The following is a 14105-nucleotide window of genomic DNA, read 5'->3' as shown; positions in this document are numbered from 1 at the left end:
CTGCGTATAATATCGTTTTGTCTACAATTTGAAATCCTAACCAATGACCGAATCCATCCGCCTGCCCGCTTCCACACTCAAGCCCTCCACCGTTGCCCTGCCCGGTTCCAAAAGCATCAGCAACCGCACGCTGCTCTTGGCAGCACTCTCCGACAACGTTTGCGAAATCCATTCTTTGCTCAAATCCGACGATACCGACCGAATGCTTGAAGCACTCGACAAACTCGGCGTGCAAATTGAATCTTTACCTGAAGGCCGTCTGAAAGTTCATGGTGCCGGCGGCCGCTTTCCCAACCAATCCTCCGATTTGTTTTTAGGCAATGCCGGTACGGCATTCCGCCCCTTGACTGCCGCACTTGCCGTTTTGGGCGGCGACTATCATCTGCATGGCGTACCGCGTATGCACGAACGCCCTATCGGCGATTTGGTCGACGCGTTGCGTATTGCCGGAGCGGACGTACAATATCTGGGCAATGAAAACTATCCGCCTCTTCAGATCGGCAAACGCCAAGACAACGGCGAGCGCGTTATTCCGATTAAAGGCAATGTTTCCAGCCAATTCCTGACCGCCCTGCTGATGGCTTTGCCCTTGACGGGACAAGCATTTGAAATCCACATGGTAGGCGAGTTGATTTCCAAACCTTATATCGACATCACGCTCAAGCTGATGGCGCAGTTCGGTGTGGACATCATCAATGAAGACTACCGTGTATTTAAAATCCCGGCCGGTGCCAAATATCATGCGCCCGAACATTTATATGTAGAAGGCGATGCCTCCAGCGCGTCTTATTTCTTGGGCGCAGGCCTGATTGCCGGTACACCCATCCGCGTAACCGGCATCGGCGCACACAGTATTCAAGGCGACGTTGCCTTTGCGCGTGAATTGGAAAAAATCGGCGCAGATGTCATTTGGGGCGAAAATTTTGTAGAAATTTCCCGTCCTGCCGAGCGCAAGATTCAGGCTTTTGATTTAGATGCCAACCATATTCCTGATGCGGCCATGACCTTGGCCATTGTTGCGCTGGCCACCAAACAACCCTGCACCCTGCGCAATATCGGCTCATGGCGCGTCAAAGAAACCGACCGTATCGCCGCCATGGCAACCGAACTGCGCAAACTGGGCGCAGACGTCATCGAAGAAGCCGAAGCCATCCATATTACGCCGCCCGAAACGCTTACCCCCGATGCCGTTATCGACACTTACGACGACCACCGCATGGCCATGTGTTTCTCGCTGGTTTCGCTTTTGGGCGTCCCCGTCATCATCAACGACCCGAAATGTACGCATAAAACTTTCCCCGACTATTTCCAAGTTTTTGCATCATTGACCAACTGATTGATTATTCAACATTTCAGACGGCCTGTTGCATACAAAAAACACAGGCCGTCTGAAAAATAAAAATAAAACTATACTTTTTCTTAATTTGTGCGATAATAGCTAAATAAATTCTTAGCGATTCATATTTCCTTTCGGAGAGAAAACATGTCAGACGAAAAAAGCAAAGCCTTAGCCGCAGCCCTTGCCCAAATCGAAAAAAACTTCGGCAAAGGCTCCATCATGAAAATGGACGGCAGCCAACAGGAAGAAAACCTTGATGTTATTTCCACCGGCTCCCTCGGCGTGGACTTAGCACTCGGCGTCGGCGGCCTGCCCCGCGGCCGCGTGGTTGAAATTTTCGGCCCGGAATCCTCCGGTAAAACTACACTCTGTCTCGAAGCCATTGCCCAATGCCAAAAAAATGGCGGCATCTGCGCATTCATCGATGCCGAGCATGCTTTTGACCCGATTTACGCCCGCAAACTCGGCGTAAAAGTTGAAGAACTCTATCTCTCCCAACCGGATACCGGCGAACAGGCATTGGAAATCTGTGATACCTTGGTACGCTCCGGCGGTATCGATATGGTCGTTGTCGACTCCGTAGCCGCACTTGTGCCTAAAGCCGAGATCGAAGGCGAAATGGGCGACAGCCACGTCGGCCTGCAAGCCCGCCTGATGAGCCAAGCCCTGCGCAAACTGACCGGCCACATCAAACGCACCAATACATTGGTTGTTTTCATTAACCAAATCCGTATGAAAATCGGCGTGATGTTCGGCAGCCCTGAAACCACAACCGGCGGTAACGCGCTCAAATTCTATGCCTCTGTCCGCCTCGACATCCGCCGTACCGGTCAGATTAAAAAAGGCGATGACGTGATTGGTAACGAAACCAAAGTCAAAGTCATCAAAAACAAAGTTGCCCCTCCGTTCCGTCAAGCCGAATTCGATATTCTTTACGGCGAAGGCATTAGCTGGGAAGGTGAATTGATCGACTTGGGCGTCAAACATGACATCGTTGAAAAATCCGGCGCATGGTACAGCTACAACGGCGCAAAAATCGGCCAAGGTAAAGACAATGTACGCGTTTGGCTGAAAGAAAACCCTGATATCGCCAACGAAATCGATGCCAAAATCCGTGCGGCAGTCGGTATCAATGTCGATATTACCGAAGGCAAATTGGACGACACCGACGGCGAACGTCCTGAGGAATAAGTCTGTCTGAAATTAAAGGTTAAAGACCAAATAAAAGGCCGTCTGAAATCCGACCATTAATCGGATTTCAGACGGCCTTTTATTCAATACTGCTTAAAGCCCCAATGCCTGAGCATGAAACTCAATATGCGAATCGATAAAGCTGGCAATAAAGAAATAGTCATGCCCATAGCCCGGGCGTACTTTATATTGGATATTGAAACCTTTTTCGCGTGCTGAGCGGACAAACCCTTCCAGTTGCAGGACTTCAGGATACAAAGCATCTTCACTGCCGACATCAATCAAAACAGGCAATTTATGCGAGGCCGTCTGAAGCAGCTCTGTACTGTCATAGCGTTTCCACGTTTCCACGTTTTGGCCCAAATAAGCCGAAAACGCCTGCCTGCCGCCTTCCGTATCGATAGGATGACATAAAGGCGCAAAGGCTGAAACCGCAGCATATCGGCCGGGATGCTTCAAAGCCAACTGCAGCGCACCATGCCCGCCCATGCTGAAACCTGCAATGCTGCGCTCTTGCGTTACCGGAAAATGATGCTCGATCAAATCAGGCAATTCTTGGCTGATATAGCTTTCCATTTGGTAATGCTGCGCCCAAGGTGCTTCAGTTGCATTGACATAAAATCCGGCGCCCTGTCCAAGATAATGTTCCTCACTGTCGGCAACATGCCGACCGCGTGGCGAGGTATCCGGGAAAACCACGATAATATTCCATTGCGCCGCAAAACGTTGGATCCCGCTTTGTTGAACCAATTCAGAACCATCACTATTTAAGCCGGAAAGAAAATATAAAACAGGCGCGGGATAGCCTTTTAAGACTTGTGGCGGCAGATAGACATCAAATACCATATCCGTCCGGCAGGTTTGAGAAAAATGGCGGTACCGTTCCTGATACCCGTTAAACATCTTTCTGCGTTCCAGCAAATGCAATTCTGAATTTTTCATTTTATTCCTTGTAAGGAAACAACAATGAGCAGAATGTTAGCGCAAAACCTGCTCATCGTGTTGTTGCCCCATCTTTTTAAGGCAACCCAATCTGCTTTAAACAAGGCTTGCCAATCATGCGAAATCATTACGCCGACAGCATTTAAAATCTATACACAATCTCTGTGGATAAATCTGTTGATAAGCTTTGGGTAATCGTAAAATTTTCTTTAGGAACAAACCAAGTCTTAAATTGACTAAAATTTAATCAAATAAAATATAATAAAATCAAGTGGTTATATTTATAAGATTTTACTATAATCATACAGTGAAAATTTATAGGTAAAACAAGGTTATGCGGCTTTGTGCATAAATTAGGGTTGACATCCCTAAAAATCACCCCGAATCAAAAGCTGCGTAAAACAACGGCCGATTTCATCAGATGCCATTCAAAAGACACGCGGCCATACATTTTGCGTTACAATACGCACTTATTTTTAAGAAAGAAAAATACGCCATGAAAGCCTCCCAGTTCTTCATTTCTACCCTTAAAGAAGCCCCTGCCGAAGCCGCACTTGCCAGCCACAAGCTGATGATTCGTGCCGGCTTGATCAAAGCCAACGCATCCGGTCTTTATACTTGGATGCCGATGGGTCTGCGCGTATTGCGCAAAGTTGAAAATATCGTGCGTGAAGAAATGGCCCGCGCAGGTAGCGTGGAGCTGCTGATGCCGGTGGTACAACCTGCCGAGCTGTGGCAGGAATCCGGCCGCTGGGAGTTTTACGGTAAAGAACTGCTGCGCCTGAAAGACCGTCATGACCGTGATTTCTGTATGGGTCCGACTTGTGAAGAAGTGATTGCCGACATCGTGCGCAAAGAAGTCAACAGCTACAAACAACTGCCGAAAAACTTTTATCACATCCAAACCAAATTCCGCGATGAAGTGCGTCCGCGCTTCGGTGTGATGCGCGCGCGCGAGTTCGTCATGAAAGACGCTTATTCCTTCCATGCCGACTATGCCTCGCTTCAGACGACCTATCAGGATATGTACGACGCTTACTGCCGTATCTTTACCCGTCTGGGCTTGGAATTCCGCCCCGTAGCCGCAGACACCGGCAGCATCGGTGGTACCGGCTCTCACGAATTCCAAGTATTGGCTGAAAGCGGCGAAGACGTTATCGCATACAGCGATACTTCCGATTACGCCGCCAATATCGAATTGGCACCCACCTTGCCGCTCAAAGGCGAACGCGCCGCTGCTCAGGCCGAGTTGACCAAAGTACATACACCAAATGTCAAAACCATTGAGTCTTTGGTTGAATTCCTCAATATTCCGGTTGAACAAACCCTCAAATCCATCGTGGTTGAAGGCGAAAACGAAGGCGAACTCGTCCTGCTGCTGTTGCGTGGCGACCATGAGTTTAACGACATCAAGGCGGAAAAACTGGCCGGCGTGAAATCGCCACTGACCATGGCAAGCCCTGCCGCGATTATTGAACAGTTCGGCGCCAACGGCGGCTCTCTCGGCCCTGTCAACTTCAAAGGCAAAGTCTATGCCGATTTCGCCACCGAAAAAGGCGCAGACTGGGTTATCGGCGCAAACGAAGACGACTACCACTATACCGGCTTCAACTTCGGCCGAGATGCTGCCGAGCCTGAATTTGTCGATTTACGCAATGTCATCGAAGGCGACATTAGCCCTGACGAACAAGGCCGTCTGAAACTGGCGCGCGGTATTGAAGTCGGCCACGTTTTCCAATTGCGCGACAAATATACCCAAGCCATGAATGTCAGCTTCTTGGACAATAACGGCAAATCCCAAATCATGGAAATGGGCTGCTACGGTATCGGTATTACCCGCGTTGTGGCCGCCGCCATCGAACAAAACAACGACGAAAAAGGCATTGTTTGGACCAAAGCAATGGCGCCGTTTGAAGTCGTTATCGTGCCGATGAACTACAAAAAATCAGACGCCGTGCGCGAAGCCGCCGACAAAATCTACGCCGAGCTTTTGGCTGCTGGTGCGGATGTTTTGTTGGATGACCGCGACGAACGTGCAGGCGTATTGCTGAATGACTCCGAGCTGTTGGGTATTCCTCACCGCATCGTGATCGGCGATCGCGCATTGAAAGAAGGCAATGTCGAATATGCCGAGCGCCGTAACAATCAGGCTCAAGCCGTTGCAGTATCAGAAGTTGTCGCCAAGGTTTTGGCCGCATTGAACGCTTAAATTTTTTTCAATAATGAAAAGGCCGTCTGAAACTGATTATTTCGTTTCAGACGGCCTTTTTCTGTTTTAATAAATAATGTTTTTTCCGTAGCTCTCTAATATTTCTTTGATTTTCAGAATGGTTTCTTTGGGCGGCGGATGTACGCCTTTTAATTTGTATTCGTCGCCGCACAAAGCCCATTTGTGTGCGCCCAATTCGTGATACGGCAAGAGCTCGACCATTTCGACATTATCCATATCACCGATAAACTCGCCCAATAAATGCGCTGACCGCTCATCATCGGTATAACCGGGAACAACCACATAACGCACACGCGTCGGCTGATTGCGTTCAGCAAGATAGCGCGCGAATTTCAGCGTTTTGGTATTTGGAATACCGACAAGCACTTTATGAATTTCAGGATCGATTTGTTTTAAGTCGAGCATGACCAAATTGGTATGATCGAGCAAATCATCCAAAATCGAATCATAGTGCAAAGCATAGCCATTGCTGTCTAGACAGGTATGGATATCGTGTTCCCGACAGGCCGTAAACCAATCGCATACAAACTCATATTGCAATAACGGCTCGCCGCCGGTTGCCGTTACGCCTCCGCCTGTCGCACGCAAATAATGACGATAGGTCATGACCTGCTTCATCACAGTTGCCACATCCAATTCCTGCGCCTGCTCAGTATGAAGATCCCATGTGTCACGATTATGGCAATACAGGCAACGCATCAGGCAGCCTTGCAAAAAGAGCACGTAGCGCAAACCCGGACCATCGACAGCACCGCAAGATTCAATCGAATGAATAATGCCTTTACCGTTATAGTGACGGTGGCCAAGGTCTTTCAGTGCCAGCTCGGGGGTAATGGCAAAAGTCGTGGACATAGTGTTCGGCTCAAAAATGTTTTTGCTTATATGGATTGTACGATAATAAAGGCCGTCTGAACATTTCAGACGGCCTCGGAGCTTTGTTTCAAAACAAACCAAATGCAAATTTAGCTTCCGGTTTGTTTCTCCACCCGGATTACATGGTTTCTGTGAATGTACGGGTAATCACGTCAAGCTGTTGTTCGCGGGTCAGCGAGTTGAAGCGAACCGCATAACCGGACACACGAATGGTCAACTGCGGATATTTCTCTGGATTGTGCATCGCATCTTCCAAAGTCTCGCGATTCAATACGTTGACGTTCAAGTGTTGGCCGCCTTCCAAAATACCGTCTTCATGGTGGAAATAACCGTCCATCAAACCGGCAAGGTTGCGTTCGCGAGAATACTCGTCTTTACCCAACGCGCCAGGAATAATGGAGAAGGTATAGGAAATACCGTCTTTGGCAAACTCAAATGGCAGTTTGGCTACGGAAGTCAATGAAGCGACTGCACCGTTGACGTCACGACCGTGCATTGGGTTTGCACCCGGACCAAACGGAGCGCCTGCACGGCGGCCGTCTGGAGTATTACCGGTTTTCTTACCGTAAACAACGTTGGAAGTAATGGTCAGTACGGACTGAGTCGGAGTGGCGTTGCGGTAAGTTTTGTGGGTTGCCACTTTTTTCATGAAGCGTTCAACCAAATCGCAAGCAATATCGTCAACGCGGTCGTCGTTGTTACCAAATTGTGGGTATTCGCCTTCGATTTCGAAGTCAACGGCAATGCCATTTTCGTCACGAATCGGTTTCACTTTGGCGTACTTAATGGCGGACAATGAGTCGGCAGCCACAGACAAACCGGCGATACCGCATGCCATCGTACGTTTCACATCACGGTCATGCAATGCCATCAATGCAGCTTCGTAGCTGTATTTGTCGTGCATGTAGTGAATAATGTTCAGCGCGGTAACGTATTGGGTTGCCAACCAATCCATGAATTTGTCCATGCGCTCAAAGACAGTGTCGTAGTCCAAAACTTCGTCCATAATCGGCTCGGTTTTCGGACCAACTTGCTCTTTAGATTTCTCGTCCACGCCGCCATTGATTGCGTACAGCAGAGTTTTAGCCAAGTTGGCGCGTGCGCCGAAGAACTGCATTTGTTTGCCGACCACCATCGGGCTGACGCAGCAGGCAATGGCGTAGTCGTCGCTATTGAAGTCAGGGCGCATCAAATCGTCGTTTTCGTATTGGATGGACGAAGTATCGATGGATACTTTGGCGCAGAATTCTTTAAAGCCTTGCGGCAGTTGTTCTGACCACAATACAGTGATGTTTGGCTCAGGAGACGGGCCCATGTTGTACAGAGTATGCAGCACGCGGAAGTTGGTGCGGGTTACCAAGGTACGGCCATCCAAGCCCATGCCACCGATAGATTCGGTTGCCCAAATCGGGTCGCCGGAGAACAGTTGATCGTATTCCGGAGTACGCAGGAAACGGACCATACGCAGTTTCATCACCAAGTGGTCAATGAATTCTTGCGCTTGGGTTTCGGTAATCACACCGTTTTTCAGGTCGCGTTCGATGTAGATGTCCAAGAATGAAGATACACGGCCGAAAGACATCGCCGCACCGTTTTGAGATTTAACGGCAGCGAGGTAGGCAAAGTAAGTCCATTGGATGGCTTCTTGTGCATTTTTTGCAGGGCCGGAAATATCGTAGCCGTAAGAAGCTGCCATTTCTTTCATTTGGTTCAATGCTTTATATTGCTCATTGATTTCTTCGCGGCGGCGGATCACTTCTTCCAAGTCCACACCGTTTTCCAAATCGGCTTGCAGTGAGTTGAACTGGTTGAGTTTGTCTTTCATCAAGAAGTCGATACCGTACAATGCCACGCGGCGGTAGTCGCCGATAATACGGCCGCGGCCATAAGCATCCGGCAGGCCGGTAATCACGCCTGATTTGCGGCAGCGGCGGATGTCGGGCGTATAAACGTCAAATACGCCTTGGTTGTGGGTTTTGCGGTATTTGGTGAAAATTTCGCTGACTTCGGGATTCAATTCAACGTTGTACACTTTGCACGCGTCTTGCACCATTTTCAAACCGCCAAACGGCATGATAGAGCGTTTCAAAGGCTCGTCTGTTTGCAGGCCGACAATGGTTTCCAAATCTTTGTTGATGTAGCCTGGAGCGTGGCTGGTAATACCGGAGACGATTTGCGCGTCGATTTTATACGGCTCGTGTGTACGGTTTTCAACCTTGATACCTTCCATCACTTCCGCCCACAGTTTGGTTGTGGCTTCGGTTGCTGGTGCCAAGAAAGAGGCATCGCCTTCATATGGCGTGTAGTTTTTTTGAATAAAATCGCGGACATCTACGTTGGTTTCCCAGTTGCCACCGACAAAACCTTCCCAAGCGGCTGGACGTTGCTGAACATCATTTGACATATCAAGCTCCTAATTTTATTGAAAATATAGACTGTAAATTTTCTGAAAGGATAACATCAATACCCATTTATTTACAGGGGTTTTTATGAAATAAAATTACAGATTTGGTTTTTCTTGATTTACGTCAATGAGAATAATTGTTACTTGGCACTACATCTCACTTTCCAAACATTCGTACTTAAAAACAGCGTAAAATACAAAATTCAGCCCTGAAGACAGGTGTTCTTCAGGGCTGAGTTTTTATTGCATTTTATATAAAAGGCCGTCTGAATTTTCAGACGGCCTTTTATTCACTTAATCAATTAAGCAAACGGATGATGCAAAACAATGGTTTCTTCACGGTCAGGACCGGTTGAAACAATGGCCACAGGCGCACCGCACACTTCTTCAATACGTTTCAGATAAGCTTTAGCGTTTTCAGGCAGCTTGTCGTACTCTTTCACACCGAAAGTCGACTCGCTCCAACCCGGCATGGTTTCATAAATCGGTTTGCAGGTTTCTACCGCATCGGAGCCGCAAGGCAGAATGTCGGTTTTGCTGCCATCAGGCAATTCATAACCTACACAGATATTGATATTCTCAATACCATCCATCACGTCCAGCTTGGTAATGCACATGCCGGAAATGCCGTTAACTTGAATAGAGCGTTTCAGAGCAGCTGCGTCAAACCAGCCACAACGACGCGCACGACCGGTTACGGAGCCGAACTCATGGCCGCGTTCAGCCAAGCCTGCGCCCACTTCGTCAAACAATTCAGTCGGGAATGGGCCGGAACCCACGCGGGTGGTATAGGCTTTAACGATACCCAAAACGTAATCCTGCATTTGCGGGCCCACGCCTGCACCGGCAGAAGCGGCACCTGCCAAGCAGTTGGACGAAGTTACAAACGGATAAGTACCGTAGTCGATGTCCAGCAACGTACCTTGTGCGCCTTCAAACAACAGGCTTTCGCCTTTGCGGTTTTTCTCGTTCAAAACACGGGAAACATCGGTAATCATCGGCGTAATGCGCGGTGCAACTTTTTCAATGACCGCCATCACATCTTCAACTTTTACCGGCTCGGCATTGTGCAGGTGTTGCAACTGAACATTGTAATAAGCCAAAACAGCTTCCAGTTTTTCAACCAGTTTTTCAGGGTGCAACAAGTCCACCACGCGAATCGCGCGACGGGCAACTTTATCTTCATAGGCTGGGCCGATGCCGCGACCGGTTGTACCAATTTTGCTTTTACCGCGGGAAGCTTCGCGTGCTTGGTCAAGCGCAATGTGGTAAGGCAGAATCAATGGGCAGGTTGGCGCAATTTTCAGACGGCCTTCGACGTTTTTCACACCGGCAGCGTTCAATTCATCGATTTCACCCAACAATGCTTCAGGAGAAACGACAACGCCTGAGCCGATGAAGCAGTCCAAAGTCTCGTGCAAAATGCCGCTTGGAATCAGGCGCAAAATGGTTTTTTTGCCACCGACGACCAAAGTATGGCCGGCATTGTGGCCGCCTTGGAAACGTACTACACCGCTGGTTTCTTCCGCCAGCCAGTCAACAATCTTACCTTTGCCTTCATCACCCCATTGGGCACCGATTACGACAACATTTTTAGCCATAGCCATCTAACCTTATTTCAGATACAAAATTTCAAAATAAAACTCAATCGTTCAAAGCGATTACTTTCCAAACGCCGTCTACCTGTTTCAGACGGCCTGTAACCTCTTCCGAACCGTTATAGCCGATACCGTAATCGATAACGACACATTGTCCTTGTTCGCGCAAAGCATCTACCGCTTCTTGAGCTGCGGGCATGTCTTTTACATCAACAGCCACCACGGATTCCCGTCCGATAGCAGGAAGGCGGCCGATGAAGCTGCGCAAATCAAAACTGAATCCGGCTGCAGGACGCGCTCGTCCGAAGTATCCGCCCAATCCGTCATAACGGCCGCCACGTGCCACGGCATCATGACGGTTTGAACCATAAGCCGCGTAAAGCAAACCGGTGTGGTAATTGTCAACGCGCAGTTCCGACAAATCTATATGCACTTTTTGATTTGTGAACGCATCGCATACTGCCTGCAATTCATCCAAGGCCGCACTGACTGCGGACAATTCCGGTAATTTCTCACGAGCCACAGTCAGCACTTCACGACCACCGTACAGTCGGGGCAACAATGAAAACGCTTTTGCCCACATACCGTCAAGTTTCCACTCTTTAACCAACTGGCTGACAACCTCGGCATCTTTGTCCTGCATCGATGACAGCAGGGTTGCCGATTGCTGCTCATCTAAATGCGCGGCATTTGCCAAAGCACGGAATACGCCGATATGGCCCAACGAAAGCAAAACTTCGCCCATGTCGGCAATCTTCATGCTTTTCAGCATCAAATCAATCAATTCAATATCCGCTTCAATGCCTTCCAAGCCATACATTTCCGCACCTGCCTGTAAAGGCTCGCGCATATTGAGCAATCCGTCAGGCCGCGCATGAAGCACCGAACCGGCATAGCATAAACGGTTGATGCCCTGGTTGGCAGAAAGCAAGTGGGCATCAATACGCGCCACCTGCGGCGTAATATCCGCGCGGATACCGAGCTGACGGCCGCTAAGCTGATCGACGACCAAAATGGTTTTCAAAGACAAACCGGCATCGATATGCGTCAATAAAGAATGGCTGTATTCCATCAATGGCGGTTGCACCAATTCATAACCATGCACGCGGAACAAAGCCAACAGCCGCTCACGGGCGCTTTCCAATTGTCGCGCATTGGTCGGCAATACGTCGGCGACGTGTTCAGGAAGCTGCCAAGACTTCATGAGAATCTACCTCTGTTTTTTGTAAACACAAAGGGCTGCTTAAATTTAAAACCAAATCAGCCTGACGACTGAAATTTTCCTGAATGCATCGATGGCACATCCGATGCGGCTTCAACAAAACTGATTTTAAATTTAAACAGCCCCTGAGTGACGGCTTCAAACCGTCGAGTTATTAAAATCAGACTTTACCATATTAAAACAAATTTTGCACCCTGTTTGCAGGAAACGTAAAAAAACATTAAAAACAAAGGCCGTCTGAAAACCAAATGCATAGATGCATCATTTTCAGACGGCCTTATTCATGCCTGAACAACTCGACGCTTAACGCCAGTAACGCCACCAAGGCATATCGTCAGATCGCCATTCGTGTTGCAAGAACGGGCTTTGCGGGAAGTTGGTTTCCAAAACACGGCGTGTATCGGCAGCCAGTTGCGGCTTGTCCAGTTTTTTGTATGCCAATTCCATCATCGCCAAAGCTTCTTCGACGTAACGGGTATTTTGGTAACGGCTAACGATTTTTTGCGCACGGTTGGCCGCTGCGACATAAGCACCGCGTTTCATGTAATAACGCGCCACAGATATTTCGTTACCACCCAAAGCGTCCACCAGTTTGGCCATACGCTCGGTTGCATCGGCAGCGTATTTGCTGTTTGGATAACGTTGAACCAACTCGGCAAACGCCTGATAAGCATCGCGGTTGGCTTTCGGGTCGCGGTCGGACCAGTCTTGGGAAGCCAGCTTGTTCAAGAAAGACTGGTCTTCGTTAAACAGGACCAAACCTTTCAAGTACAGCGCGTAGTCCATATTCGGATGTTGCGGATGATGGCGTTGGAAGCGCGCAATGGCAGCCAAGGCTTTTTCCGGCTCATCGTCTTTATAATAGGCATACGCCGTATCCAACTGGGACTGCTGGGCATAGCGGCCGTTTGGAAAACGGGATTCTAAAATTTCGTATAACTTGACAGCTCGCGTATAATTGTTGCTGTTCAACTCGTCTTGCGCTTCGGCATAAAGCTTTTCCACACTCCAATCTTGAGTAATTTGGGCGTCTTTATCGATTGTGCCTTTATTTGCGCAGGCACTCAGTGCCAAACCTAAAGAAACTACTAAAAGAATTTTTTTCATGCAGAATACTTCCTTTGATAACGAAGCCGATTATAGCGATGATTTAGACTTTCCGTCATCCCCTGAAACAGAAAGTTGTGTTAATTTGACCGTTCCGCTCGAAATGGCGGGCGGAAGGCTGGATGCCGTATTGGCCAAACTCATGCCCGACTACTCGCGCAACCGCCTGAGTTCGTGGATTAAAGAGGGTGCAGTCATTGTAAACGATAAGCCCGCGCAACCCAAAGATAAAATGATAGGCGGTGAATTGATTGCCGTTACGGTACGTCCGAGCGAAGAAAACCTCGCGTTCACGCCCGAACCGATGGATTTGGACATTATTTACGAAGACGATACCGTCATCGTCATCAACAAACCGGCCGGATTGGTCGTCCATCCTGCCGCAGGCAACTGGAGCGGCACCCTGCTCAACGGCCTGTTGGCGCACTGTCCCGAATTAAGCCAAGTGCCGCGTGCGGGTATCGTACACCGTTTGGACAAAGAAACCAGCGGTCTGATGGTGGTCGCTAAAACCCTGCCGGCGCAAAACTCACTGGTTCAACAACTTCAAGAGCGCACAGTCAAACGCATTTACCGTGCAGTCGCCAACGGCATTGTTCCTTTCGACGGCAAAATTGAAACCCAAATCGGCCGCGATCCACACAACCGCCTGAAAATGGCAGTCGTCAAATTTGGCGGCAAACCTGCCATTTCCCACGTCAAAGTGTTGGAACGTTATCTGGCGCACAGCTACATCGAATGCTCGCTCGAAACCGGCCGCACCCACCAAATCCGCGTTCATATGCGCGAAGCCAACCATCCGCTGGCCGCCGATCCTGTTTACGGCAACCTGCGCCATCCATGCAGCGATGCGGTTAAAGAAGCCATCAAAGCCCTCGGCGCGCGCCAAGCCCTGCATGCCTACCGCTTGAGCTTTGTACACCCGAAAACCGGCGAAACCGTTTCCTTTGAAGCGCCTATGCCTGACGATATGTACCACCTGCTTTCCGTCCTGCGTCTGGAAGCCGGTTTGGATTCGTCCCTAAGCAACGAGGAAGAATGGCAAGAGAAATTCGGCATGGACGATGACGACGATTGGAATGAAGACGACTACGATGTCGAAGTGGTTTATGTGAGGGATTAAATCCATTTTTCAGACGGCCTAAAATATTATTTTGAGGCCGTCTGAAATCAATCCGTTCCAATATTTCAGCGACTCA

The 14105-nt window shown here is 49.0% G+C and carries 11 protein-coding genes; 5 read left to right on the top strand and 6 right to left on the bottom strand.

Features of this window, described 5'->3' with window-relative positions; translation table 11 throughout:
• Positions 1–43 precede the first annotated feature (43 nt).
• Together aroA and recA are read left to right on the top strand one after the other, a co-directional pair.
• On the top strand, positions 44–1336 hold the full coding sequence (aroA, locus tag ACTHUR_RS02445) for a 3-phosphoshikimate 1-carboxyvinyltransferase (RefSeq protein ID WP_039862183.1): 1293 nt from the start codon (positions 44–46) through the stop codon (positions 1334–1336).
• 147 nt (positions 1337–1483) lie between these two features.
• Positions 1484–2530, top strand: coding sequence for a recombinase RecA (gene recA, locus ACTHUR_RS02440; RefSeq protein ID WP_003680794.1), 1047 nt, complete (start codon positions 1484–1486; stop codon positions 2528–2530).
• A gap of 93 nt (positions 2531–2623) precedes the next feature.
• Here the strand turns inward: recA and fghA are convergent, their stop codons facing one another.
• A complete protein-coding gene (gene fghA / locus ACTHUR_RS02435; protein WP_049336773.1) occupies positions 2624–3472 on the bottom strand; it encodes an S-formylglutathione hydrolase in 849 nt (282 codons plus the stop codon).
• 24 nt (positions 3473–3496) lie between these two features.
• On the opposite strand from fghA, the gene ACTHUR_RS02430 reads away from it, so the two are divergent.
• Both ACTHUR_RS02430 and ACTHUR_RS02425 read left to right on the top strand, forming a co-directional pair.
• The gene (locus tag ACTHUR_RS02430) at positions 3497–3667 is read left to right on the top strand and encodes a hypothetical protein (protein WP_004519914.1); all 171 of its coding nucleotides are present in this window, start codon (positions 3497–3499) and stop codon (positions 3665–3667) included.
• A 301-nt stretch (positions 3668–3968) separates the two neighbouring features.
• Positions 3969–5681: a proline--tRNA ligase gene (locus ACTHUR_RS02425; RefSeq protein WP_039862211.1), complete on the top strand. Its 1713-nt coding sequence runs from the start codon at positions 3969–3971 to the stop codon at positions 5679–5681.
• A gap of 66 nt (positions 5682–5747) precedes the next feature.
• On the opposite strand, the gene pflA is transcribed toward ACTHUR_RS02425, so the two are convergent.
• The 5 genes from pflA to ACTHUR_RS02400 form a co-directional block, all read right to left on the bottom strand.
• Positions 5748–6554 carry a pyruvate formate lyase 1-activating protein gene (gene pflA / locus ACTHUR_RS02420; protein WP_440361120.1) on the bottom strand — a complete coding sequence of 269 codons (807 nt, stop codon included), beginning with the start codon at positions 6552–6554 and terminating at the stop codon, positions 5748–5750.
• Between the two features lie 139 nt (positions 6555–6693).
• Complete coding sequence (gene pflB, locus ACTHUR_RS02415; protein WP_049336774.1) at positions 6694–8979, bottom strand: formate C-acetyltransferase; 2286 nt, start codon at positions 8977–8979, stop codon at positions 6694–6696.
• 302 nt (positions 8980–9281) lie between these two features.
• The gene (locus tag ACTHUR_RS02410) at positions 9282–10580 is read right to left on the bottom strand and encodes an adenylosuccinate synthase (RefSeq protein WP_049336775.1); all 1299 of its coding nucleotides are present in this window, start codon (positions 10578–10580) and stop codon (positions 9282–9284) included.
• Positions 10581–10623: 43 nt separating this feature from the next.
• Positions 10624–11781, bottom strand: a complete 1158-nt coding sequence (locus ACTHUR_RS02405) for an ATP phosphoribosyltransferase regulatory subunit (RefSeq protein WP_049336776.1) — start codon at positions 11779–11781, stop codon at positions 10624–10626.
• Between the two features lie 321 nt (positions 11782–12102).
• Positions 12103–12906 carry an outer membrane protein assembly factor BamD gene (locus tag ACTHUR_RS02400; RefSeq protein ID WP_003680807.1) on the bottom strand — a complete coding sequence of 268 codons (804 nt, stop codon included), beginning with the start codon at positions 12904–12906 and terminating at the stop codon, positions 12103–12105.
• Here ACTHUR_RS02400 and rluD point away from each other — a divergent pair.
• Positions 12905–14029, top strand: coding sequence for a 23S rRNA pseudouridine(1911/1915/1917) synthase RluD (gene rluD, locus ACTHUR_RS02395; RefSeq protein WP_070695639.1), 1125 nt, complete (start codon positions 12905–12907; stop codon positions 14027–14029). The two genes, ACTHUR_RS02400 and rluD, sit on opposite strands and share 2 nt — an antisense overlap.
• Positions 14030–14105: the final 76 nt, after the last annotated feature.

The organism is Neisseria sp. P0021.S007, assembly GCF_051956855.1.
The sequence above is the reverse complement of the archived record's forward strand: the minus strand, read 5'-3'. Positions and strand labels throughout refer to the sequence as shown.

Coding starts and splice junctions, on each gene's coding strand:
- pflB (WP_049336774.1), bottom strand. CDS start 8,979: ATGTCAAATGATGTTCAGCAACGTCCAGCCGCTTGGGAAGGTTTTGTC.
- ACTHUR_RS02400 (WP_003680807.1), bottom strand. CDS start 12,906: ATGAAAAAAATTCTTTTAGTAGTTTCTTTAGGTTTGGCACTGAGTGCC.
- pflA (WP_440361120.1), bottom strand. CDS start 6,554: ATGTCCACGACTTTTGCCATTACCCCCGAGCTGGCACTGAAAGACCTT.
- aroA (WP_039862183.1), top strand. CDS start 44: ATGACCGAATCCATCCGCCTGCCCGCTTCCACACTCAAGCCCTCCACC.
- fghA (WP_049336773.1), bottom strand. CDS start 3,472: ATGAAAAATTCAGAATTGCATTTGCTGGAACGCAGAAAGATGTTTAAC.
- recA (WP_003680794.1), top strand. CDS start 1,484: ATGTCAGACGAAAAAAGCAAAGCCTTAGCCGCAGCCCTTGCCCAAATC.
- ACTHUR_RS02410 (WP_049336775.1), bottom strand. CDS start 10,580: ATGGCTAAAAATGTTGTCGTAATCGGTGCCCAATGGGGTGATGAAGGC.
- ACTHUR_RS02430 (WP_004519914.1), top strand. CDS start 3,497: ATGAGCAGAATGTTAGCGCAAAACCTGCTCATCGTGTTGTTGCCCCAT.
- rluD (WP_070695639.1), top strand. CDS start 12,905: ATGCAGAATACTTCCTTTGATAACGAAGCCGATTATAGCGATGATTTA.
- ACTHUR_RS02425 (WP_039862211.1), top strand. CDS start 3,969: ATGAAAGCCTCCCAGTTCTTCATTTCTACCCTTAAAGAAGCCCCTGCC.
- ACTHUR_RS02405 (WP_049336776.1), bottom strand. CDS start 11,781: ATGAAGTCTTGGCAGCTTCCTGAACACGTCGCCGACGTATTGCCGACC.